Origin of the sequence: Microcoleus sp. AS-A8, assembly GCA_039962225.1 — a bacterium.
GTDB lineage: Bacteria > Cyanobacteriota > Cyanobacteriia > Cyanobacteriales > Coleofasciculaceae > Allocoleopsis.
In genome coordinates this window covers 155079-179116 of sequence record JAMPKV010000008.1, presented here as the reverse complement: position 1 = coordinate 179116, position 24038 = coordinate 155079, and the positions used below count along the sequence as shown (strand labels likewise).

The window sequence follows — 24038 nt, the reverse complement described above, 5'->3', positions numbered from 1 at the left end:
TGGATTTCCGATAATGGAATTGACGATTCCGCCACTGAATAAGAGAGGACTTTTTTAATCTAAAATCCTTGCACCCAAAATCTAAAATCTAAAATCAGCTTTGTTCGGATTTCAAATTGGCAAGGCGACGGGAAATTTCATCGTTGAGCGTCAAGCGGTCTAAATCTGCTTGCATTCTTTCAGTGTGGCTTTCCGATAATTCTGCTTGGGCATTCACTTTGAGATATCGCCCTTCGACGGCTGCTTGTGCCGATTCAAATTGAGATCGAGCCGAGTTGAGGTTAAAACTAGTATCAACTTTGGCAATGGTTTCTAAGGCTTCATTGATTTCTGATAAAGCCTTCATATTTTGCATCTCAGTCTGATAAGCCTCTAACTTTTCTCGTTCTCGATAAAGTTTTTCTTTGGCAGCCACTACTAGTTGTTCAGCTTGGGCAACTTGTTCGGAAATTTTAGGGAGTAATCTTTCAATTGCGATCGCCCGACTCATTGCCAGTCTAGCTGCTTCTTCATTACCCCGCTGAGTGGCGAGCAACGCTTGATTTTCTGCCAGTTTAAATTCACGCTCTTTGGTTGCATACTTAGCTTTAGCTTTCTCATAAGCAGCGACAACCGTTGCAACGGATTCTGCCAGTTGGTAGATGGATATTTGCATTGATTCGAGGGATTCCTGCGCTACTTCCACGGCAATTTTGCCCCCAGATTCGACAGGGATACCCCACAGCCAGTTCCAAATTCCTACTAGAGTCCGCCCAGTTCTTTCACCAATTAACCAGTAGATAAATAATTTTAATTTGCCTTCACCAATGAGCCAATAGATTAGTTGTTTCATTTTGCTCTCACTTCTAACGTATCCAATTAGGTATTGGGATAGAGTGAAAAAAATATGCAGTCTATTCAGACCAAATTGTTTAGAGTGAGTTGATGCAGAGCAAATTTCGATAAGCAGTGCCTATTTCATGCCTTAATCGCCGCTACAGCAGCCACCGCAGCCACTATCACCGCCGCCACTATCACCACCGCAGCCACTATCACCATCGCCACTATCACCACCGCCACCGTCACTGCTACCGCCACTCCTGTAGCTACCACCGCCACTCCTGTAGCTACCACCGCCACCCCCGTAGCTACCACCACTTCCAGAGTTACTACCTTGTAAACGTGCTATAGCCATGCACAAACCAAAAAACATCCATACACCCAGACTTTTAAAGCCTAGCCAGAACAAGAACGGGCTTGAGAGGAAGACAGGGATAGCGAGCAAGATTCGCCAACTCCCAGAAAAATCTTCTGTGAATCTACTAAACAACAAAAAAAGTACCTGTATACCTACGACAAGACACAAAACGACTAGGTAACCAACTGGTTTATCTCGGTAAATTCCTAAGATTATCCTGCTAATTCCAAGAAACTGCAAAACAAAAACTGAGAGTACAGTTAACCACTTTACAGCTTTATCAAAGGATGTTAACCGTATTGGATATCGTATAAACCCCGACCACGAACGTGCGAAAAAATCTAAGAAAAGACCCGTGACCGTTGCTAATAAGTAGAAACCAAGAAACTCCTGTCCTGTCAAATCAAAGAGTCCCCTGGCAATTTTGCTAATTCCCAGAATAAACAAAGAAAAAGTCAGGAGTAAAAGTAATCGCAGTCTAGTTTTCGAGTTTTTGCCACGTCGTCTAAACAACCCGACCATACTGATAGCGAAAACTCCGATTAAGGCTGCTGATAGATAAAAAGCAGTAAATTCTGAAAGTGAAAAATTTAGTGGATTTGGGAGATTCGTTAGATCTGATAACGCACAACCTGTAACACCTAAGGCTAGGAACAAAGATAAGATAAAGATAGCACTTTGACTAAGACAGAATTCAGACAAGAAATTTAACTGCGGCTTGGGTAAAATCCAGTTTTCTTGCGTGTTTACTCGAACGAAGTGAATATCCCGTCCGAAACGAATATGGGATGGAGGCCAGATGTCTACAGGCGGTGACTGTTGAAAGAATTGTTCGTAGCTTGCTAAGGTTTTGTTGTACCAGTCATCGAACTTACGCCGCTCCCGCGAGCCTCCTTGGGTAGGGCCGTGATGGAGTGACATCTGTAAAACATTGAGACAGAACTCGTCCCAATAGGAGCGTGTATAGAGCAAGTGTAAATGCCAGACTTGATCGATCTGATCGGAAGGAGTAACAGGATGACCAGCTACTACTGCTAGAAATATGAATTTTTTGTATTCATCGATAACCGAGTTCGCATATTCAATTGTCCAGCCGTTATCTCGTGCGAGTCGTTTACTAAATGGCAAACGTGCATCAGCAGCATCCAGGGAAAATGCTTGAATACGTTGATACAGTTCCGCTTGCGGACTATTTATAAACGGCTTGCGGACATGGATAAGTTGTTTCATTTTGCTCTCACTTCTAACGCCTCCGATCTAGGATTGGGATAGAGTGAAAGAAATATGCAGTCTATTCAGAATTTATTGTTTCTTCGCAAATCCACAAGATGTTGGGACGGTTCATCTATCTTCACCTAACGGTTAATACCAGCTCTCTGCCCCTATTCTCTTGTAATGGGTAAACCCAACCAGTTACTTAATTCTTGTGCCAACCAATCGAGTTCTGGCGTTGTTAGACGACCATAAAAGCGGGTTTTGCTGTCCGCACTCACCGATTGCCCGATGTGATAGCTGATGTCTCGGTAAAGGGCATCGTAATTGGCAAAGTGTTTCGCCCAAATTCTTAACACTGGCGGTACCTCTTCAATGCCCCCTTCACTATGTGGACGATAGAGTCGCTTAACGTAAGTTAATTTATAGAGGTTATTGCGACTGGCCTGAAAAACCCGTCGCCGTATTCCAAATGCTGTTTCAGTTACAGTCATCGACGTTCCATCAATATAGATGCGCCTGTCTGCTTTGGCTGTAAAAAAAGCTTCCCTTTGCCCGGAAATCCCGCTCCACAAGAAAAGCAAGCCGATCAAGATTATGAAAACGTTACCGCTACACACACAGGATAACCCCATAAAAATCAAAACCCAGTAAACGAGAAATGTACAACCTACCGCACCACCACAATTTTCCGGGGGTAGATATATCTCTAGAGTTTCTGCATCCTTGCGAAAAGAAATTTTACTGTCAACAGGTTTTTGCAGCGTTAAAGGAGTTGATGTAGCGGATGACTCAATCGGTTGGGATTGAACAAAAGGCTGCTCCAATGCTTTCAAGGCAACAGTAGCTGAACTAAACCGTTGCTTGCGGTTGGGATGCGTCAAAAGCTTGATCCATTGCACAAAGCTTGGAGAAAGATGCGTCACGGGTTCAAATTCAAGAAGCAAATCCTCTTGCAGCAAATCAGCCGGATGCGTCCCTGTTACCAAGTAGATTAACGTGGCTCCCAAACTATACAAATCGGAAGCTTGAAAGGCACGTCCACTAAATTGTTCGGGTGGCATATAGCCATAGGTTCCAACAATCGTCATCGTCCCGATTTCTCGGACAGCCGTTTGCACAGAACCAAAATCAACTAAGTATAAATCTCCAACCTGATGGGCAGAGCGATCGCCTTTTAGTAAAATATTGCTGGGCTTGATATCCCGATGAATCACCGGAGGATTGCGCTCGTGCAAGTAGCTCAATACATTGATTAATGCCTTAGCAATTTGTTTAACTTCATCCTCGCTAAATGTTCGCCCTCGCTTAATCCATTCCTGCAATGAGGTGGCATCAAGATAAGATTGCACAAGTACGAATCCCCGACAATCGGGCAAGTCCACTTCAAAATAATCAAGATAGTGGGGAATCGCTGGATAGGATAGAGATTTGAGGGTTTCGGCTTCTCGTTCAAACAGTTTCAAATCTTCCCAACGAAAGTCACTGTTAAAACTGAGAATTTTGAGGACAACGAGTTCTTGGGTATGTAAATCTTGAGCGAGTAGGGTATGTCGTCCAGCGTTGTGTCCCAACTGGCCTTGAATGTGATAGCGCTGGTGTAATACCTGCTTTTCTCCTAACATAGTTGCTCTCACTTCTAACCCATCCAATAAGGTATTGGGATAGAGTGAGAGAAATATGCAGTTCTGCTCGATCTAGCTATTCAATTTTTACAACTTTACCGTCTCGAATTCGGATTAAAGCGTCAGAACGTTCTTTGTGAAACAGAAATTCGCGTTCGCCTGTGTTGCTGTGAAACTTAAATTCCCCCGTGACACCCTTCACTTTAAAATTGGAATTTCTCAGTATATTGTCTAAATCCTGACGAGTGGGATGTTTTTGTTGTAAAAGTTGTTGTAAACCCGTTGCGATCGCTCTTGTTGTATCCTTAGCCATTGGTGATCGCCAGGTGTTTAGTTCTGTCTTCCAGAGTTCCCGAAACGAATTCTTTTCTTTCTCATCAGGAAAGTAAGGAACGGATAATGTCAAGCCTTCTACTGCTTCGCCTCCCCACTCAATAGTTTTATCGTTATACAAAGTAGGGCTGCCAAACAGCTTGATTGGTAACTGACTTTCTCGAACCGCCTTGAAGAGTTCCATTGCCTTGGGCAGGTTATTAACATAGGGTGCCACCATCAAACTATTCACATTGTTCTTTCTCATTGTCTCGACCACAGTAATCGGATTAAAATTTGGGTCGGCAAGGTTACATCCTAGATCGATATGCTGTCCTTGATAAGCTGAAACAACGTACTTAAATTCGTTTCTAAAGGATTCCTGATCCGGTGATACATTATCTACACAAATGGCAACTTTGGGGTTAGGAATTGCTTTGCCTAGACCTTGAGATAATTGCGCGGCAAAAAAAGTAATTTGGGGAACCATGCGAAAAACATACGACTGTTCTTTCAACTGGTTAGCAAAGCTTGTTGGGGAAATCATGACTAATTTGCCATCTTTATAGAGCGGAGCTGCCGCAGTAGAAGCATTACTCGAATTATGTCCTACAACTGCAAAAATAGCAGTATCTTTGACCAACTTACGAGCAACTTTTTGCGCGGACGTACTGTCATTATTATCATTAGCGATGACCACCTGTAATGGCTTGCCATGAATCCCGAAGTCGCGATTAATCTCCTCTTGAACTGCCGCGACACCTCGCAAAATTTCTTCTGCAATGGGTTGGTTGATACCAATCGGTACGCTGACGGCAATTTTAATGGTTTCTTTGCTATTAGCCGCTATAGCATTATTTAAGTAAATGAATGCTTCTGGATCGTTAGGTTTTTTCTGGAGAGAGGATTGAAAATTTGCCACTGCCTTGGAATAGTTTCCATCGGCAAAGGCTTTAACGCCAGCTTGTTTTTCTGGAGTGGTATTTTTTTCGCTTAGAATTTCTTCTCCCAAGCTAATTCCTGACGCTAGGGTCGAATCGTTACGCAGCTCGATGAGTTTATAGATTCCCAAAGTAAGAGTGCAGAGTGCGATCGCACCCATTCCACACCAGGCGAGTTTCTTAAGTTTTACTCTCTTTTGCGAACTTTCTAGCGGTTTTTCTCCTAATTCCGGTGCTGACTCTTCTACGGGATAAAATAGCGGAGGTTCTTCAGGATTTTGAAAAATTACAGGTAACCAAGAGGCATTAGGAGAACGACTTTCGATTAATCTTAATTGGTCGCGAGCTTCGCGCACGGCTTCATGTAAAGAAGCACCTTCAGCAAAGCTTGTGAGAAAACCCTTGAGAAATTTTTGTGCAACTTCATCGTGAACGGGTTCCCGCATGACGATGATATGGGGAATTTGCAAAGTCTCCAATTGTCGTGCTAACCCCAATCCATCGCAGGAGTTAAAAATTGCCAGTTTTAAGCCATTTTCAACGGCTTTTTTGAGGGAATTTTTTAGGCTTTTAGGTGATAAATATTCTTGGTCATTAAGCCAAATTTTTGCATCATTTCCATCGGCTTGAGTCGAACTGTGTCCGGCAAAAAAGATAATATCCCAAGCTTGATTGATGAGAATTTCTCTAAATTCATCGGCGCTGGGTTTTTCCAGCAATACTAATTCGTCATTTGGCAGTTTTTCTCTAAGAATATTCCAGTCGGTTTGAATATCAATTTTTTCATCGCTACCCAGAATCACTAGAATTTTAACTGAACTTCTGAAAGCTCCTTTTTTGGGTGCGCTTCTGCTGCTTATAGCTACTTCCGGGTGATGATAACGATCTTTAAGTAAACGCCATAGCTCCCAGGGTAGCCTCTGTAATTCTTTGTTATCCGTTTGGACAATGAAACTTACACAATCGTTTTTGTTAACTGTATGTAGTAGTTCCTCTCTTAACTCCCCTAAATCAGAACGATCTAGCCACTCATTGAGTTCCCTTTCAAACTGGTGATCATAACTGTTAGGATTACCCTCGCTGTCAGCACTCGAATAGTTTGTATTTATTTGCTCTGGAACCTCTAACCTCCGTCTCCACCAGCGGTGGCTTTTTCCCCAAGAGTAGTAAGCTTGTTGCCAGTCATTATAGCGGTCAATAATTTGTGTTGCTGGCGCAAGCTTACCCCTGACTTCGGGAGCGCAAACCTCCCCATTCTCCTTAATCATTAAGGTGACAGAAAAACCTTGTTCAAAATCACCTTGGTCAATTCTGAAGATGACTCGCTTGCTCATATCGAGCTTCCTTTAGGTGGATTTATTAAGCCATATAATACTGGAAAAAGCCCATAAAAAAAAGTCACTCTTAACCTGAATCCAAAAGTTATCCATCTATTTTCAACGACTAAGTTTAATTCAGCGCTCACGCACTCCCAAATAGCCCATACAGGTAGGTTAAATTATCTCAAATTAACCTATCTTATTCGTAGTTAAACTACAAATTGTTCGCAAATACTAGTTTCTTCTAAAGCCAGACGCACACTGAAGCGCTCGCCAACATTAGCACTGAAGTACAAAGAAATATAATCATCTTGCGGTTCGCTTCTTGCGACAGCTTCCAAACCGGGAACAAAAGCGCCATTTTCATCTAGCCCAATTAATTGTAAACCTGGCGGTAATTTAGTGCGATTGTGCATGGGATAAGCTCGCAGCAATACGGCAACTTTACCATCCAATTTACGTAAAACTGCAACCATCAAAGCGATAGGGTGCCCCATGAGTTGAACGCCTAAATCCATTACCCTTCTGATAGCAGAACCTGGATAATTTGGAGCAATTGCCCATAAATATTCAGCCGCTTTCCACCGAAGGCTTTCATCGGGAGTATTTTGTAACAGATGAACTAAGGCATCTCGATCTTCAATATTAGGAGGAAAAGATACTTCACTTTGACTGTCATACAATTGTTTCACCGCTCGTCTAGCTTTTTCTGGTGTTTCTAGTTCAATTCCTCTGACGCGTCTCACTCGAAATGCTGGTGCTAACGTTTTAGCATTAAATAACTCTTCAAAGGTTTGCCACCCGGCTTCCACAACACCATCTAACCATCGAGTGAGAGCCGATATTGTGGGTGAAACTGACTGCACCCGTCGTTCATATAACTTCTGTAACCAATGACTCTCATTTAATAATGCCCCCCATTTTTCAAACGTTGCCTTTAGGCGAGGAGAATAAGGTGAAGGTTGGCTCAGCTCCTCTATCAAATTGTCTACTTCCGTCTCTGATAATTTTGGCAACGCTGTTACTTCGCCTTTTTCATCCAGACAAAGATTAGACGCAAGTTCCATTATGTCTAAGTTTGGAACAACCCAATCTCGCTCCAGATAATAGAGACGATAAATTGGGTCATAATCGGCTTTATCTTTTAAAGTGTTCCGGGAAACAAAACCCCAAATATGAATATATTGCTCCTCTAAATTTACTCGGATTGGTAAATAATAATCTGCTGCCCAGTTGGGAATATCGACCCATTCTTGAGGAACAGCGAAATCAGCCAAATCAATAGCATCACTAGGAATAAGTACCAGCCGCTTACTACCCCAATTAATCCCACATCCACTAACGAATTCCCAAAGCTTTGGCAAAATTTGCTCATTGGGAAATACACTCAGAGAAACTTCTAAGCTTAAATTGTTTTTTAGCCAATTCAAAAAGGTATTCAAACACAGGGAATTGAGATAGGCATAATTGCGACCTGTTTCATTCGAGTAACCTTGAGAAGCTGATTTAGCTTGCTCCAAATCCCTATCCGAAAACTCTAACCAGAGATGCTCGGAATAAAAGCTGCTTAAGGTTTGAAGAGTTAATTTCATGGTTCTGTATTTTGATTAGTGTAAATAAAGTTGCAGAATAGTTTCTAACCGGGTTTCGGTGAAGGCAGTAATTCTCTTTTTAGCTGCACCTTGAGATGGCAACTCAAGTTGAATTCCAGCTTGGATTTTTTCAGTTATACTGCTGCCTAGCCATTGCCTCATCACCTCTAACAACTCCTTTACTTCCGCCTCAGATTTATGAATCTTCCTTCCAATCCCTGAAGGCTTCAATTTGAGAATGTAAAATAGTTTTAATATCTCCCGACTTTGGGTTCCAAAAAGCTGAATTGTTTTTTCAAAAAAAACATCAATTTGGTCAGAATAGTATTGATATAACACCGCTTCAATCTCATTCAGGCATTCGGAACTGGGTTCAAGCCCCAAATGTTGTTTTACCCAATTCCCAATTTGAGTCAAGATCCGATTATTTAACCGCTGAAGCAGACGACTGATTTGGTATTGCGCTTGACCCCTAAATTCCTGACCAATTTGACTTTGTTTGAGTTCTAAGCCATACCTGAGAAAAAGCAATTGCTTTTCTTGATATTCTGGCAATCCTTCCAGCAAATGAGCGATAAACTCCCTAAAAGCAACAACCGTTTGATTCATTTCCTCATCTCCTCTGGGTTGAGCAGGGATATTTTCTAGTAAAGATATATTTTCATTGGTTGTTGAAGGTGAAAATGTATCGAGAGAATCAATAGGTGGGTTTAAAAGTTTTCGGATTGCTATTCCAATAGTTTCCAGCCAAGTTTTAATACCCTCTCCATTAATATCTGGATTATGACCTTCAGGTAACGCCAATTGCTCTCTAAATTCGCAATACCGCTTGGCAATATCCTGAAAATGTTCTGCTTGAAATTGATTAACTCCCAATTTGAGGGAATTTCTGATTTCTTGGAAGCACTGCCAAGCTAGAAGATATTTCGATAATTCTGCTTGTCCGTAACCTAAATGATGCAAAGCTTCTTTAACTTGTTTTCGCGTCGAGCGGGCAGCTAAACCTAAGTTGGTTCGACCCAGCGTATCTATCCCTGTTAGCTCTCGAAATTTGGGAATTATTAGATACTTGATTTTAGCATCAGAAAATCGCTTTAAGGTGGGATACCAATATTCAAAGTGAGAACGTCGAGGGTCAAAATTCTCAAAAAATTTTACGGGATGACTCGCGACTTCAGCTCCTATGAGGACTAAATCGCGAAAGTAACTAGGGTTGAAATGAGCCAGTCGGGTAGCGACTTTTTCACAACGTCTTTCTAGAAAAGCAATCCAATGGGTTCGCACGAGTTCATGTGGATGCTGCTGTAACGTTTCAAATAAATAGCGAGCTATTCTGGCTTCTAGTATTTTTTCATCAAGTTCTGCTTCAGGGTCTATTTTTTGACGCAACCTGTTAATGCCATCGCGCAACCGTGGCTCAATTCGCCACATAATGCGATGTTCTTCTAGGCTGTCGGGTAAGGTATAAAAGCATTCCAATGGCATGGCGGTAACCGGAGCAACTCGATCTGACATGTTGCTCTCATTCAAGTGTTGTGACGTAGCAGTAGTACTTATCTCTGTTAGCTGTGCCACTTATGCAAGACATCTATTGAACGCTCTAGACTAGCTACAAAGGTTTAACTCCTTGTAATTGGGTCTACTGGTTTATGGTTGGGATGAAGTCAAATAATTATGCAGTTAAAATTCTAATGCCCGCCATCTCGGTAGCGGTGAAGAGGAGATTTTTGTCGGATTGAGTTTTGTGAAAGCTTCACTTATTCTGATTCTGCTTCCTCAGCAATGCGACCCTTTGCAATTAAGCTGACAATCGTTTGCACAAGCATCTCTGGCTCGATCGGTTTAGAAATATGCCGTTGAAATCCGGCTGCCAGGGCCTGCTGCCGATCGCTCTCCCCAGCATAGGCCGTGACGGCAACGGCTGGAACTTGCTTACCTTGTGACAATGCCTGAATGTGTTGCATCAGCATATAGCCATCCATCTCTGGCATTCCAATATCACTGACGAGCACATCGGGTTTAAACTGAGCTAAAACTTCCAATGCGGCGAAAGCCGACGACACAGCGGTGACGATCGTCCCAGCCTGCTCCAAAACAAACACGATTAACTCGCGGGTGTCTACCTCATCGTCAACCACAAGCACCTGAACATTTGAGAGTGGTAAGGTAGGAGATGTAAGTGGTGCAAGAATCGGTTCATCCCTCATCCTGGGATTTTCATTTTTCAGCAACGGCAACTTGACGGTGAATGTTGCCCCCTGTCCAACACCTAGACTCTCAACTTGAACCGTGCCCCCGTGTAGTTCGACCAAATGACGCACAATCGCCAACCCCAACCCCAATCCACCAAATTTACGGGTTGTTGCTCCATCCTCTTGCCGGAAATGTTCAAAGACATAGGGCAGAAACTCAGGATTAATGCCTTTTCCCGTGTCAGTCACTTGAATTTGGGCATGAGTTCCTACTTGAGTTAAGGCAACCGTAATCTCACCCCCTTCCGGCGTGAATTTGACGGCATTCGCTAACAGGTTCCATAGCACCTGCTGCAACCGCCCAGCATCACCCTTAATCTTTCTTACCGTAGGTGAGATTGTCGTCTGAATTTGCAATGACTTGGCAACTGCTGCTACACGAACGTTCTCTAAGGCGGCTCTAATCACGATACCGAGATCGACAGGCACAATATTCAAACTAAGTTTGCCACTGAGAATGCGAGAAACATCAAGTAAATCCTCAATTAGTTGCACCTGTAGCCTAGCGTTGCGATCAATCGTTTCCACCGCATAAGCCGTTTTTGCCGCATCCAACCTACCGTTACGCAGCAAACTGGTCCAACCCAAGATCGGGTTAAGCGGCGATCGCAATTCATGGGATAGCACGGCCAAAAACTCATCTTTAATCCGATTCGCTGTCTCAGCTTGTTCACGAGCCGCTTGTTCACGGCTAAGCAGTTGTTCACGTTCAGCTTCCGCTTGCTTTTGCGTCGTGATATCTCGCGAGATTGACAAGAGTTGAACCACTTGCCCTGAGGCATCTCGAATGGGTGTGACGATAACATCCCACCATTTCGGCTTGCCTTTTGCCGTGGGGCAATAGCCTCGAAATGAACCAACATTGCCCGATGACGCGGCGGCAATCGCTGCCTTTGCCTTCTGGTGGTCTTCACCCTGCCAAAAACTAACCCAGGTAGCATTGAGTAAAGAGGAAGGATCATCCACTTCAAACAGATGAGTCCCCTGTTTATTTATGTACTGGAGCCGCCCGTCTAGTGTTAACACTTTGATGCAGTCTTGAGAGCTGTCTAAAATTCGTTGCTTTAGCTCTTCACTTTCTCGCAGAGCCGCTTCAGCTTCTTTGCGATCGCTAATATCCTTGAAAAGGATGGCGACTTTGCGGTCTTCCGGCTGCCCGGTGCGGAACGCATAAACGTCGAACCAACGGTGTAAAGATTCAGCACGAGCCTCGAAGCGAATGGGTTCGCCCGTTAGGGCCACTTTGCCGTAAATCTCAAACCAATGCTTTTCATGATTTGGAGCTAGCTCGCGTATCCTTTTGCCTTGTGCGTCTGTAAGTCCCGTTTGTTTCTCAAACGACGGACTAATTTTTAAAAAGCGGTAATCGTTCGGCGTGTCGTTTTCATCAAACAGCATTTCGATCACGCAAAAGCCTTCCTCAATGGATTCAAACAGAGTCCGATAGCGTTCCTCAGATCGGCGCAAGGCTTCCTCTGTTTGTTTGCGATTGGTAATATCTGTGCAGGTGCCATACCAGTGCATAACTTGGCTGGTTTCATTGAGCATCGGTAGGGCACGGGTAAGGTGCCAACGATAGGTTCCATCGGCCTGTCTCAAGCGATGTTCAACCTCGTAGTTCGTGCCCATTTGCACAGCTTGAGTCCACACCTGGATACTGTGTTCTCGCTCCTCTGGATGGATGAGGTCTTGCCAGCCCAATCCCTGGATTTGCTCTAGCTTCAACCCGGTGTAGTCAAACCAACGGGGGCTGTAATAATCCACCAGACCGATTGCATCAGCCGTCCACACCATTTGGGGAATGGATTCAGCCAGAAAACGAAAGCGTTGCTCACTGGCAGCTTGGCGCGATCGTCCCAATTCTAATTTAGCGGCAACCCGCGCCAGCAATTCGCGGCGGCTGAATGGCTTCACCAAGTAATCATCTGCCCCAGCCTCCAATCCTTCGACTGCCGATTCTTCTCCGGCACGGGCAGACAGTAGCAAAATTGGAATTTCCCGCGTTCTTAAATCAGCCCGTAACTGCCGCAACAACTCAAAGCCATCCATTCCTGGCATCATTACATCAGTGAGGATTAAATCGGGTGCGTTGTTGTAGGCGGCAGCGAGAGCCGTTTCACCATCCTCAGCCACGTCCACTGTGTAGTACTGGCTGAGAATGTGGCGCAAATAATCCCGCATATCGGCGTTGTCATCCACCAGCAGAATCCGCGCCCAACGCGTTGAGGATTGCTCATTTTCTCTGTCCCGCACGCTCAATTCTGCATTCTCATGAGGGAGCCACCCTAAAGCTTCCTCAACATAAGATATTGCTCCAGAAGCGGTAGAAACACTGCTTTGGTCGGCGTTGAGGCGATCGAGGGGTACATGAGTCGTTCCAGTTGGCAATTGGACAGTAAAGGTACTGCCTTGACCTAACGAGGTCTCAACAGCGATTGTCCCACGATGCAGATGGACTAATTCTTGCACTAGGGATAATCCAATGCCCGTTCCCTCAAAGGTGCGTCCTTTGGCACCTTCAACTCGATGAAACCGCTCAAATAAGCGGGGAAGATCGTCTGCCGGAATGCCAGTCCCCGTGTCGCGCACCACCAATGACACCATGTTGCCAACCGGGCGCAAAGAAACTGCAATCTCTCCCTCAAAGGTGAACTTAAATGCATTTGAGAGGAGATTTAACACAACCTTCTCCCACATTTCGCGATCAACGTACACGGGTTCTGGCAGGGGAGGACAATCCACGGTTAATTGTAGTCCTGCTTGCTCAACGGCAGACCGGAAAATACTGGTCAGTTCTGCGGTATAGGCGGCTAAATCGATTGGCTCATAACTGGCTTGAGTGCGTCCGGCTTCAATGCGCGAGAAATCGAGCAACGTATTGACGAGCTTCAGCAGGCGTGTCCCATTGCGCTGCACCATCTCTAATTGCGATCTCGCTTTTTCCGGGATAATCCCCTTTAATTCAGTTAACGTCTCTTCCAGAGGCGACAGCATCAGTGTCAGGGGCGTGCGAAATTCATGGCTGACGTTTTGGAAGAAGGTCGTTTTGGCGCGATCGAGTTCTGCTAGTGCCTCCACGCGACGGCGTTCTTCTTCATAAGCACGGGCATTGGCGATCGCGGTCGTCACGTTACCAACCACTAACTCAAAGAACTTGCGGTACTCCTGCTCAAAAGCGCGGTGTGGGTTGATGCCCAAGACCAGCACTTTAACGACCTGGTTTTGTCCAGCCTGAGCCAACGGCACAACCCAGGCCGCAGAGGGAGGTTTATCCCAAGCTCCTCCCGGTAAAGCTTCAAATCGAGCCGCTAAATCATCGACAATGGCTGCTTCCCCGGTCTCATAAACTCGTCTGAGTCCCCATCCCTCACGCTCTTGAGTCAAGTCCACTTGGGCTGGAGTTGCAAATGTTTCTGGATCGATTCCAGCCGTTCCAACTAAGGATGCTTGTCTGCCATCTGCATCGACTCGATACAGCAGGGCAAACGGAATGTCATGAGAATTGGTAGCTAAGGCTTGCATGGCAGCCAAGCAGACTGCTTCTACGGTCTTGACTTGAGCCATTTTGCTTGCCAGTAAGCTCAAGGTTTGTAAGCGGCGATCGCCCAGTACCCGTCCTGTTGTTTCACTAACAATGCAAAAGACTCCACCCACTTCCCCGCTCTCGTCTCGCACGGGGTCATAGGAAACATCAAAGTAAGTCTCCTCAATGTAACCATACCGATTGAGGAAAAATAAATAATCTTTTGCCCAAAAGGCTTCTCCAGTCGCCACAACTCCCTTCAGCAAGAGTTCTATCACATCCCAGACTTCGTTCCATACTTCATGGGCAGGGCGACCGAGTGCCCAGGGATGCTTTGAAGCAAGGGCAGGGCGATAGGCATCGTTATAAACCGTGACTAATTCCGGTCCCCAGAAGAGGCAAATCTGGGCTTTAGAAGGCAGCAAAATGCTAATGGCACTCCGCAAGCTCTGGGGCCAATGAGCTACATCACCTAAGGGAGTCTGCGACCAATCGAGCGATCGCATCAGGGTTCCGATTTCGCCACCTTCAATAAAAATGCTTTTGGCAGCTATGCCTTCTCCTTCAGATGACATCGCTGTTAGTCCTGATTGCTAAAGTATTTTGTCAACAGATCTTCACCCTGTTCTCCCATCGGATGCAACAGTGTTTCAATCTGCTTTAGTGTTAAGGAAATCGGCCGGGTTCGTCCGTTTTTCCAACAATTGACACTATGAAATGATACCCCTAGCTTGGCGGCAAACTCGGTTTGTGCAAGACGCAGCAACTGTCGAGTTTCCCGAATCAACGCCGCCATCTCTGCTTGTTCCACGACTGCCACCGAGCTGAACCCTTTCCGTTTGAACTGCCTGAAATACATATATAACATGTACGCTCAATTCAAGGCTCCCTATGAGGGGGTATAAGCAGCGCTATCATCGATGCATTGTTTCTCTAACTGTTTGGGGGTTCCCATCTAAATAGGTGCCGGAACGATTTGATGCTTTCTTTAATTCTAATTACTTCACTCGTCCGCTTCTAATCATACTAATAATTAACCACAAGCCGATTAGGCTAGCGGCTACAAACAGAATCCCACTAACCCAATAAAAAATTGGATTACTAGGAGCTTGGGCAAAAATCATAGCAGCACCAATCAGGATAGCGGCGGTCACAATCCCGAACGTGAGTCGATTACCCACAGCATCGAGGGTGCGGCGAAACGGTTCTAACCCGCGCACGGCAACGTTCCATTGCAATGTTTCCGAAGTCACCCGATCTAATAACATCTCCAATTGGCGAGGAGCCTCGAGGGATAAGGTTTTGATGTCGAGGGCTGCCCTTAACAAGTCTTGTAAGGGAGCATGTCCGATTAATCGTTGCCGGAATAAATCTGCCATCAGGGGTTTAACCTGCTCGACCAAATTAAAATCGGGGTTGAGTTGACGAGCTACCCCTTCCAGATTGGCGAGAGTTTTAGCATACAAGCCCATGTTGCTCGGAACACGAATTTTGTGTTTCTGGGCAATTTGTAAGACTTGGTAGATCAATTGGCTAAAGTTAATTGCCGCTAGGTTTAGGTTGTAGTAGCGTCGCAGCAATCGATCAAAATCATTTTCCAAGTGAGAAAGATTTACGGGTTGAGTAGACTCTGCCAACTCTAAAGTTAATTGGCTACACCGCTTGCCATCTAAGTTGGCGATCGCTAAAATGAGCTCGATCAAAATTTGTTGCGTGCGAGGGTCTAAACGCCCCATCATGCCAAAATCAATCAAAGCAATACGCCCTGAATCCAAATAAAACAAATTTCCGGGGTGAGGGTCGGCATGAAAGATGCCATCAATATAAAATTGTTGAAAATAAGCTCTGACAATTAAATCGGCAATGGCTCGGCGTTCAGCTTTGCCATCTCCACCATAGTTTGTCCCCTTAAAATCACCGGCTAACAGGGGAACTCCATAAAGCCACTCCATGACGAGTAACTTTTCACTGGTTAAGTCCCAGTAAATTTCTGGAAGCACTAACTGTTGGGGATCGAACCAATAACTCTTGGAGAGATTGCGCCTCAGTAGGTCAGTGGAACTGGCTTCTTGCGTAAAATTGAGTTCCGCCCGCAGTGCGCTAGCGAATTCCTCAACGATAGAGAGCAGATTGTAATACCGTCCCACCTCAGTACGATTGACTAACCGTGCCAAGCCGCGAAGCAACCGAATATCCTGCTCGACCACTCGGTCAATGCCCGGTCGTTGAATTTTTAAGGCCACCTCTCGTCGATCAATCAGCGTGGCGCGATGGGTTTGGGCAATTGAGCCAGCGGCAACAGGCTGGCGATGAATGATGGCAAAGGTTTCTTCTATGGGTTTTTGCAGTTGCTTGCGGATAACGGCTTCTACGGCCTGCCAATCCACGGGCGGAACTTCCGCTTGCAGGGATGTTAAAGCTTCAATATAGGGCGGAGGTAACAAATCAGGTCGCGTACTGAGCAGTTGTCCAAGCTTCACGTAGACAGGGCCGAGTTCCACCAAAATATTGCACAGCACCTTAGGAGGTGGCAGTGAAGGTTCTTGTGCTTTCCCTCCCAACAGAAGTACTCGCATATAACCCCAACCGTGCCGGAGAACTACGTTAACAATTTTTCTTTGACGAGAGCTGGCTTGGGAAAGACCTGAAAACACACGCGCCTCTTAGGAGAATGGGGGTTTCATCGAAATGAACGAGTGAAAGACATTCTGTTCGCTCCGGCGAACAGCGAAACAATTCACAATTTTAACTTTACGCTGATAAGGTTAAGCGAAGTGACCATTAAGATGACTTGGGAAAAGGATCTGCTCAAAGTTGGAGATTTCAAAACCCTCAAAAATATTCCATAAGGATGAGTCTCTACACCGCTGCCAGACCGCTCCAACTGGCCTGATCGAGATAAATCAAAACACGGCGAAAGCTTACCCTGTCAGGATTATCCAAGACCATCGATCGCCTTTTGATTCCCTCAATCCCAGATAATTTACAGATAAATTAGCTCTCACTTCTGTTAGAGGAGGAATTATTTTTTGGCTGTTAATCTTAGATTTAGGTTTACAAAGGTTAACTGGCCGGAAAATCGGTATCTTTTTCAGCCGATTTTATCACTAACCTATAACTCATTTAGCGTGAATTGTAGGTAAAAGCAAGTTCAGTTTTCCTAGGATGAGCTGAATTTAGAGTGAGCCAGTCATATCCCTAAACTGTGAAAACATCTTTAATCGACTCATGGAGTATTAGCATGAAAAATTTGATTTCTAGTGCGTTCGTTCACATCAATTCTTGGCTTCAGGGACTTCAGACTCAGCGTTTTTTGGCTGTGGTGATCGTCGGTTTTTTAGTGCTGACAACAAATCTTGCTGCTTTGGGCAATAACAAAGCCTTAGCTAAGGAAGGCGAGTCCGTAAGACCCACAACCACCAATGAGTGGTATGAAGAAGCTCGCGAAACGGAAGACGCTCCTGGTGAACGACTTCAGAATATTGCGGAAGAGTCAGCACAAGCCATCAAACAATTTGGGTCGGTGTATCCAGAAACAGCCAAGAAAAGTGCTAATGCTTTAGACGAGGATAAAGCACAAAAGCAAGAGCGCTCTAAATAACCTAACCCCCAACTCCTCATCCTCACATAAGATCTCCGTTCGCTTCGGTTCCCACCTCTCCATCAATAAAATTTCTGCCTGACTCCTCCCCCCGCATCGGGGGGATTGAGGGGGGTGGAGAGAGAAACGGAATAATGTTTTGAGCTGGAAGGACAGTAAGAATTAAAGCCTCTCTCTTTGTGGGAGAGAGGTTTTATACATCCCGTGAAAGGTTAGGTGTTTTGTGGTTAGCTAGCCCATGTGCAACTTAACAAAGTCAATCACGGCTGGGAGTCCTTCTTGGGTCTTCAAATTGGTAAAAACAAAGGGTTTGTTGCCGCGCATCTTTTGGGTATCGCGTTCCATGACGCCCAAGTCTGCACCAACCATCGGAGCCAGGTCAATTTTGTTAATCACAAGCAAGTCTGACTTGGTAATTCCTGGGCCACCTTTGCGGGGAATTTTGTCTCCCGCTGCGACATCAATCACGTAGAGGGTTAAATCCACCAGTTCTGGACTGAACGTTGCCGCTAAGTTATCGCCGCCACTTTCTAAGAACACCAAGTCTAAATTCGTGAAGCGCTGTTCTAGTTGTTCAATGGCGGCTAGATTCATGGAGGCATCCTCACGGATGGCGGTATGGGGACAACCGCCAGTTTCTACACCAAGGATGCGATCGCGCTCTAATGCCTGACTTCGCACCAAAAACTGAGCATCTTCCTGAGTGTAAATATCATTGGTGACAACGGCGATTTGATGGGATGTCCGCAGCGCCTTACACAGCACATCGAGTAGAGCCGTTTTCCCTGAACCCACAGGGCCAGCAATTCCGACGCGAAAAGCACTCATACTGATTTGGGATTTTAGATTTTAGACTTACAGTATCAGTTTTTCTCCTTGCTTACTGAGTGACTGCCATCTGGTGAGGAAATAGTGGTCGGGTTAACCCCCTCTGTTATGGGGCTGATTAAAGTTACTGCTAACGTCGGATAGCCCGTTGGCTGACTCGGCTCACCTAGGCTTTGAAACGTTTCCGCAACCGGGAGGCTGTTGTCAAGATCGGAATTGGAACAGTCAACTGGGCTACCGAAAACCTCTTCGAGTAGGGAAATGCTGGCGTCTAAGTCTGCTTGCGGTTGTTCTGTGGCTAATGCTAATAAAGCGGCGGAGGGGCTTCCGCCTTTGGTGTCATCTTCCCGGAGTACGGCTTCGCGTCCGGCCTAAAAATCCGCTAGTGCCAGTTGGGTAATTAATTTCTAGAGCTTGTTCGGGGTGAGCGTTCAGGGCGCGTTGATCCGTTTCGGCGATCGCACCAAATCCTGGCAGATCCAGTAGCATGGCAAACCCGTTAAAGACTTCGGCTTGTGCTCGTAATTCTCCGGCGACTTCGTAGTTCTCAGGATTGCAGTTGCTCGAAGGAAGACGATACAACGCTGGCTTCCTGAGAGATTTTTTCGGCAATTGCGGCTACGTTGGCCATGCTTTGGGTGACTGACTTGGAGGCTTGGGCTTGCATAATGGTAGCCTGAGCGATCGCTTCTACTAAATGAGTGATTTCAGCACTGGCGGCTGTAATTTTGTTCAGGCTTTGGCGGGTTTCTTCAACCAGTTGGGTGCCCATGACCACCTGCTCAGTACCTTCTTCCATGGCGGAAACCACCTCATTGGTTTCTCCTTGAATGTCTGCCACGAGCTTTTCAATTTCCCGTGTGGCATCGGCGGATTGCCGATGAAGTGCGATCGCACTTCATCGGCAACCACCGCAAAGCCTCGACCTTCTTCCCCAAGGTAATTTTCGTAACTTAGGAACCGTGTAAAAATAAATTGAACACTTTGAGCAGGTTAGATAGAGTTTGATAAACCTGAGCTGATGTTTGTTCCGAGAGGGACTTGGGTTGCTTAATGATGGGTGTTTTATGGGGATAACAACCAGCCATTTCGCTATTTTCCAGAGGTTCCAAAACCCTTGAAATTCTGTAATAATGTACTCTGAATTGATCGGAACAAGTTCAAATTGTGTCGATAGTAAGCGCTCTGAATTAATTTGATAGGTCAAATCCGGTAGTTGTCCTATTTCTAACAAAACCTCCAAGATGACTGAGCGAATAATTTTTGCGGCTTGTGTGTACGTAATTTTTTGGTGCGCTACCCATAAACACAACAACTGATATTCCCAACACAGTGTCAGTGACTCTGCGTCTATACCAGAAAGTTCACTTTTTTGTACTGAAAGCTGAGGGCAGTTTTCTGCCAAGTTTCTTTGCCACCGCCTTACTGGATGAATTCCCCCTGTGGCATATTGGATGTCCCCCAGATAGAGATAAAAGCTCCCTTGTTTTCCACTGCCATCAGCCAACACCAGTTGACCGCTAAATTGATGTTGCTGCAAATTGTTGAAAAAAAGAGCTTTTTTCCGCAATAAGGCTGCCCCTCGAAAGAAGGGGAAAAGATTTTTGGGCTGGCATAACCATACTCTTGAGATAAGACGTGATTGAACGAACTGGAGAGCTTTAAAAGCCCTATTCTCCAGCTCGCTTCAAATCCAGCAGAAAAATTGTTGTTGTAGCTTGTTTTTGGGATATAACAGCGGCATGGCTAATCAGCTTGCTCACACCCGACTGACGCTCGGACTGAGGAACACTTCGCAGGCTTTCTCTGGGTAATTCCATCAAATTCGGGGGTTCATCGACCGAGATTCCAAACAATTCTCCCTGAGGACTACGAGTAATCACTAAAAAAGGTTGGTTTCCAGGTGACGGCAATGGCTGCTTTGGGCTTAATTCGTGATATAAATCCAAAACCCTAATGGTATGGCGACCTAGTTGAACTAAGCCCATCGCTTTGAGCCCGCCACTATTAACAGAAGGAGAGTTGATAACCTTCAGCACATTGTTCATCGGCAGGGCTAGGAGACAATCCGCAATTCTAAAAACAATAAACTTGTCTACTGTTGGGTCGTTTTGCATCTTTGTTCAGAGGGGATTCAGCTTTTTGTTTCCATGACATTATTCACCGTTCCTAACAACTGATGTTCCAGAAAAGGCTTAGTAATATAGGATGTTGCTCCCAATTCCGTAGCAATTAAACGGTGCTTTTCACCACTGCGAGAAGTCAAAATTATGACAGGAATTGTGCCCAAAGCCGAGTCTTGCTGACGGTGTTTGAGAAACTCAAACCCATTCATACGAGGCATCTCGATATCGCAAATCACCAACTCAACACCTGTGTGAGCGCGAAGTTGTTCGAGCGCTTCGTAACCATCCTTGGCTTGCAGCACCTGATAGCCAGCCTTTTGTAGGGTCAGGGTCAACGTTTGGCGTAGGGTAATGGAGTCATCTACGAGGAGAACCATATTGTTTTGTTTTGCCCTAACTTCCGCAGGGGGTGCTGGTAAAGCTGCACGATTCTGGGGGGGTAAGAGCCGTTGTTGGGGACTGCCGGACAACAGATGAGCGGTCGAAGTTGCAAAATGTTCTTCCGTACTGCTACCGATTTGCTGATCTAATACATACTGGCTCAATGCCGCAGCATCCAGTACCAGCGTTAGCCGACCATCCGCGAGAACACTGCCGCCATAGACATAACTCGGTGGCACCATCATGCCTCCCAACGGACGGATCACTAATTCTTGTTCCCCAATTAATTGGTCTACTTCCAATGCCATCAGCGTATCTTCCCCGACGGGATAGCCTTGCTTCACGCAGCGCAGGAGAATCACCGGTCGTGTTTGTTCTTGAGAGACAAAGGAAGGTTTTGGCTGAAAAGCCAAGGGGGATGGAGACGAGAAATAATCCAGAACTTTCGCCAATGAGTGTATTGGAATCAGTCGCTCAGACGTTGGTGCGTTGCCAGAAGCTCCTTGTAACTCGGAAACAGCGGCTTTACTAAACCCATCAACCCCTTGATTCCAGCGCAGGACTTTGCCCCCTTCCCAAGCTCGAAGCTGATTGGCTTGAGGAATCACAATAGAAACGATCGCATCCGTGAACAAGGAATAGATGTGGTCGCCAGATTGACAGATGAGCAACTTGGCAATGGTCAGGTTCAAGGGAATTTGCAGGGTAAAGGTGGTACCCTTGCCCGCCTCCGATTCAACCCCAACTGAACCCTGGAGGGAATCCAACTGGGCACGCACGACATCTAAACCCACGCCTCTGCCGGAAAGGTCGTTGACCTGAGAAGCCGTAGAAAATCCAGGCTCAAAGAGTAAATCGGTTAGCTGAGCCTCATTCAGCGCACTCACCCGTTCCGGAGAGAAAAGTAGTTCTACGGCTCGTTGACGAATCTTATCAAAATCCAACCCTTGACCATCATCCCGGACTTCAATCACCAAATGCCTGCCTCGATGGGAAGCACTGATGGCAATCTGACCTTTTTGGGGCTTGCCGCGTTTTTGCCGCAGGTTGGGGGATTCAATGCCGTGATCAAAAGCATTCCGCACCAAATGCAGCAAGGGATCATAAAGCTTCTGAGCCACGAGTTTATCCACCAAGACTTCCGTCCCCTGAAGTTCTAGTTCAACTCGCTTGTTGTGGGAGACTTCCAATTGCCGTAGCACACGCGGAAAGCGACCAAAGATTTCTGTCAAGGGCAACATCCGCGCTTCCATCAAGGCATCACGAGTACCGGATAACAGCCGACGTTGTTTTTCCAGAGTCTGCTGAGACTGCTTCGTGAATAAGTCAATCGCCTCGGTGGCTTCTCCTAATTGCACAGCATCTTCCAGAATCGATTGCACCAGGAGTTGGGCTTCGCTATAGCGGTCTAATTCCAGGGAATCGAAACGGTCATCTGAGTTGGATAGGGCGAGGGGCGCGGGGCGTTCGCTCGTCCAAGCCGGTCTTCCAGGCGTGGCGTTAGCGACACCAACAGCTCCCCCTGCAACAGTCCATCGCTCACGCTGTACCCGTTTCCCCATCTGCCGTTGTTCTACATCAACAAACTGACGGTCAGACCAATCCTGTAACTCATTGAGCTGTTGCTGATGTTGCTGTAGACGAGCGAGGAGAGTGCGAACGGAAGCTTTCAGTTGCTCGTTTTCGAGGGTTTGGCGATTTTGGTTGGTCAGTAATTCCCCGATCGCATAATTGAGGTGTTCTAAATGCTCGACATTGACCCGTACTGTGCGAGATATGGAATGGGGTGGTGTGGCAGAGGTCGAGGGTGAGGGGAGACGATGAGGGGATGAGGCGGTGACCTCATCTGCTTCTGGGTGTATTTCCTGCTCTCGCTCGGTGTCTGTTTCCCCTGTCTCCCCCCAGATGGATTCTAAAAGCAAGTTGGCGGATTCTTCCTGTGGAGATTCATCCAAGTTCAACTCTGAATCATACGCACTGCTGTGGGAATGCACTTCGGGTTGAGAAGTCCATGTTGGAGTCTGGAAAGTATCGCTCTCCTCTACCTCCAACGGCACTTCGGGTACAGTGTCGAAGAGGCTAAAACTCTCAAATTCCGAGAAATCTGGGGGTTCTAGGTTACTCGCTAGAGATGTCTCACTATATACCTCTACTTCTACACCGGGGTAATCAACCAAGTCCGATACTGACTCAGTCCAATCACTCGTGAGCGTTAACTCTTCACCCGGTGCTTCTAACGCTTCAATTTCTGTCTGCGTAGAGGGTTGGAGTCCACTTAGTTGTTGCAGGAGTGCAGAGGGTTGACCACCTTGGGTGCGATCGCCATTGAGCACTGCTTCTTGTCCGGTTTGGAAATCTGCCAACGCCGTTTGAGCGATCAGTATCACTTGATCGGGATGCTCATCTAAAGCCCTAGTCGCCGCTTGGGCAATCGCGCCAAATCCCGGTAAATTGAGGGATTCAGCCAGCCCTTGGAACACTTCGCTTTGTGTTCGCAACAGGGTGGCGATAGCGGCTGGCTCAGCACTAGCAATGACAGCGGCAATCTCCTCTAGGCGTTGATTCACCCCCACTTCAAAAATGGACTGGGTGACATCAAAGCCCAATTCTACGGAACTAGGAATGTGGGATTCCGCAGCAAAACAGTCGCCTAACTTCTCTTGCAGTTGGGCAAAAATAGCAGCGGTGCGATCAAGAATCTCCGCGTGATTGATATTCCCGCCCGTCAGTTCAGCATTAAGGGGAAGGCGGAGGCACTCATAACCTTCAAACAGTAAGGCTTCAATATCTGGATCAATCGACAAATCGGGGTTGAAGAGGGCTTTAAAAATATCCTCCAACGAGTGGGCAACCGTTTTGATGGTTTCTAACCCAACACTAGCCGCCGCCCCTTTCAGCGTGTGGGTGGTTCGCATCAGGTTATGAACCTTATTGATGCTGTAGTCTTCTCGGAGAGTGAGCAAGTCTTGTTCTAAAACTTGCAAGAGTTCTGGTGCTTCTTGAAGAAAGTATCGGTAGCTTTGTTCGCGAATGCTTGGGTCATTAGTCATTTGAAGTATGAAGTGTGAAAGCGTTGCGGCGAAAAGAGCACAGAGTAAAGTAGGAAAGGGAATGGGTAATTGTTTGGTGTGCCATTACCCATTACCCAT

16 protein-coding genes are annotated in these 24038 nt (G+C 46.1%); 1 reads left to right on the top strand and 15 read right to left on the bottom strand.

Annotated elements, in window-relative coordinates; all coding sequences use genetic code 11:
• Window positions 1-94: 94 nt before the first annotated feature.
• From NDI48_14815 to NDI48_14775, 9 genes are all read right to left on the bottom strand, one after another.
• Window positions 95-832 (bottom strand): PspA/IM30 family protein, encoded by a 738-nt coding sequence (locus NDI48_14815; GenBank protein ID MEP0832443.1) that lies wholly within the window; start codon window positions 830-832, stop codon window positions 95-97.
• Window positions 833-964: 132 nt separating this feature from the next.
• A complete protein-coding gene (locus NDI48_14810) occupies window positions 965-2407 on the bottom strand; it encodes a hypothetical protein (GenBank protein ID MEP0832442.1) in 1443 nt (480 codons plus the stop codon).
• A gap of 152 nt (window positions 2408-2559) precedes the next feature.
• Window positions 2560-4014 carry a serine/threonine protein kinase gene (locus NDI48_14805; GenBank protein ID MEP0832441.1) on the bottom strand — a complete coding sequence of 485 codons (1455 nt, stop codon included), beginning with the start codon at window positions 4012-4014 and terminating at the stop codon, window positions 2560-2562.
• Between the two features lie 76 nt (window positions 4015-4090).
• Window positions 4091-6601 (bottom strand): ABC transporter substrate-binding protein, encoded by a 2511-nt coding sequence (locus tag NDI48_14800; GenBank protein MEP0832440.1) that lies wholly within the window; start codon window positions 6599-6601, stop codon window positions 4091-4093.
• 194 nt (window positions 6602-6795) lie between these two features.
• Window positions 6796-8178 (bottom strand): DUF1822 family protein, encoded by a 1383-nt coding sequence (locus NDI48_14795; protein MEP0832439.1) that lies wholly within the window; start codon window positions 8176-8178, stop codon window positions 6796-6798.
• A 15-nt stretch (window positions 8179-8193) separates the two neighbouring features.
• Entirely contained in the window at window positions 8194-9693 is a 1500-nt protein-coding gene (locus tag NDI48_14790; GenBank protein ID MEP0832438.1) for a hypothetical protein, read from the bottom strand.
• A gap of 242 nt (window positions 9694-9935) precedes the next feature.
• Window positions 9936-14528: an ATP-binding protein gene (locus tag NDI48_14785; GenBank protein ID MEP0832437.1), complete on the bottom strand. Its 4593-nt coding sequence runs from the start codon at window positions 14526-14528 to the stop codon at window positions 9936-9938.
• A gap of 5 nt (window positions 14529-14533) precedes the next feature.
• The gene (locus NDI48_14780) at window positions 14534-14773 is read right to left on the bottom strand and encodes a helix-turn-helix domain-containing protein (GenBank protein ID MEP0832436.1); all 240 of its coding nucleotides are present in this window, start codon (window positions 14771-14773) and stop codon (window positions 14534-14536) included.
• 178 nt (window positions 14774-14951) lie between these two features.
• Complete coding sequence (locus NDI48_14775; GenBank protein ID MEP0832435.1) at window positions 14952-16607, bottom strand: AarF/ABC1/UbiB kinase family protein; 1656 nt, start codon at window positions 16605-16607, stop codon at window positions 14952-14954.
• Between the two features lie 587 nt (window positions 16608-17194).
• On the opposite strand from NDI48_14775, the gene NDI48_14770 reads away from it, so the two are divergent.
• Window positions 17195-17554, top strand: a complete 360-nt coding sequence (locus tag NDI48_14770; GenBank protein ID MEP0832434.1) for a hypothetical protein — start codon at window positions 17195-17197, stop codon at window positions 17552-17554.
• A gap of 231 nt (window positions 17555-17785) precedes the next feature.
• Here the strand turns inward: NDI48_14770 and ureG are convergent, their stop codons facing one another.
• The 6 genes from ureG to NDI48_14740 form a co-directional block, all read right to left on the bottom strand.
• Entirely contained in the window at window positions 17786-18382 is a 597-nt protein-coding gene (gene ureG, locus NDI48_14765; GenBank protein MEP0832433.1) for an urease accessory protein UreG, read from the bottom strand.
• Between the two features lie 339 nt (window positions 18383-18721).
• Entirely contained in the window at window positions 18722-18964 is a 243-nt protein-coding gene (locus NDI48_14760; protein MEP0832432.1) for a hypothetical protein, read from the bottom strand.
• A complete protein-coding gene (locus NDI48_14755; protein MEP0832431.1) occupies window positions 18930-19223 on the bottom strand; it encodes a methyl-accepting chemotaxis protein in 294 nt (97 codons plus the stop codon). The genes NDI48_14760 and NDI48_14755 overlap by 35 nt, the downstream gene beginning before the upstream one ends.
• A 57-nt stretch (window positions 19224-19280) precedes the next feature.
• Entirely contained in the window at window positions 19281-19922 is a 642-nt protein-coding gene (locus NDI48_14750; protein ID MEP0832430.1) for a hypothetical protein, read from the bottom strand.
• 130 nt (window positions 19923-20052) lie between these two features.
• Window positions 20053-20499 (bottom strand): chemotaxis protein CheW, encoded by a 447-nt coding sequence (locus NDI48_14745; protein MEP0832429.1) that lies wholly within the window; start codon window positions 20497-20499, stop codon window positions 20053-20055.
• Window positions 20500-20516: 17 nt separating this feature from the next.
• The gene (locus tag NDI48_14740; GenBank protein MEP0832428.1) at window positions 20517-23939 is read right to left on the bottom strand and encodes a hybrid sensor histidine kinase/response regulator; all 3423 of its coding nucleotides are present in this window, start codon (window positions 23937-23939) and stop codon (window positions 20517-20519) included.
• Between the last annotated feature and the right edge of the window lie 99 nt (window positions 23940-24038).

Excerpts from the sequence above, each read along its gene's own strand:
- NDI48_14815 (MEP0832443.1), bottom strand. The coding sequence starts at position 832 with ATGAAACAACTAATCTATTGGCTCATTGGTGAAGGCAAATTAAAATTA.
- NDI48_14810 (MEP0832442.1), bottom strand. The coding sequence starts at position 2,407 with ATGAAACAACTTATCCATGTCCGCAAGCCGTTTATAAATAGTCCGCAA.
- NDI48_14805 (MEP0832441.1), bottom strand. The coding sequence starts at position 4,014 with ATGTTAGGAGAAAAGCAGGTATTACACCAGCGCTATCACATTCAAGGC.
- NDI48_14800 (MEP0832440.1), bottom strand. The coding sequence starts at position 6,601 with ATGAGCAAGCGAGTCATCTTCAGAATTGACCAAGGTGATTTTGAACAA.
- NDI48_14795 (MEP0832439.1), bottom strand. The coding sequence starts at position 8,178 with ATGAAATTAACTCTTCAAACCTTAAGCAGCTTTTATTCCGAGCATCTC.
- NDI48_14790 (MEP0832438.1), bottom strand. The coding sequence starts at position 9,693 with ATGTCAGATCGAGTTGCTCCGGTTACCGCCATGCCATTGGAATGCTTT.
- NDI48_14785 (MEP0832437.1), bottom strand. The coding sequence starts at position 14,528 with ATGTCATCTGAAGGAGAAGGCATAGCTGCCAAAAGCATTTTTATTGAA.
- NDI48_14770 (MEP0832434.1), top strand. The coding sequence starts at position 17,195 with ATGAAAAATTTGATTTCTAGTGCGTTCGTTCACATCAATTCTTGGCTT.
- ureG (MEP0832433.1), bottom strand. The coding sequence starts at position 18,382 with ATGAGTGCTTTTCGCGTCGGAATTGCTGGCCCTGTGGGTTCAGGGAAA.
- NDI48_14745 (MEP0832429.1), bottom strand. The coding sequence starts at position 20,499 with ATGCAAAACGACCCAACAGTAGACAAGTTTATTGTTTTTAGAATTGCG.
- NDI48_14740 (MEP0832428.1), bottom strand. The coding sequence starts at position 23,939 with ATGACTAATGACCCAAGCATTCGCGAACAAAGCTACCGATACTTTCTT.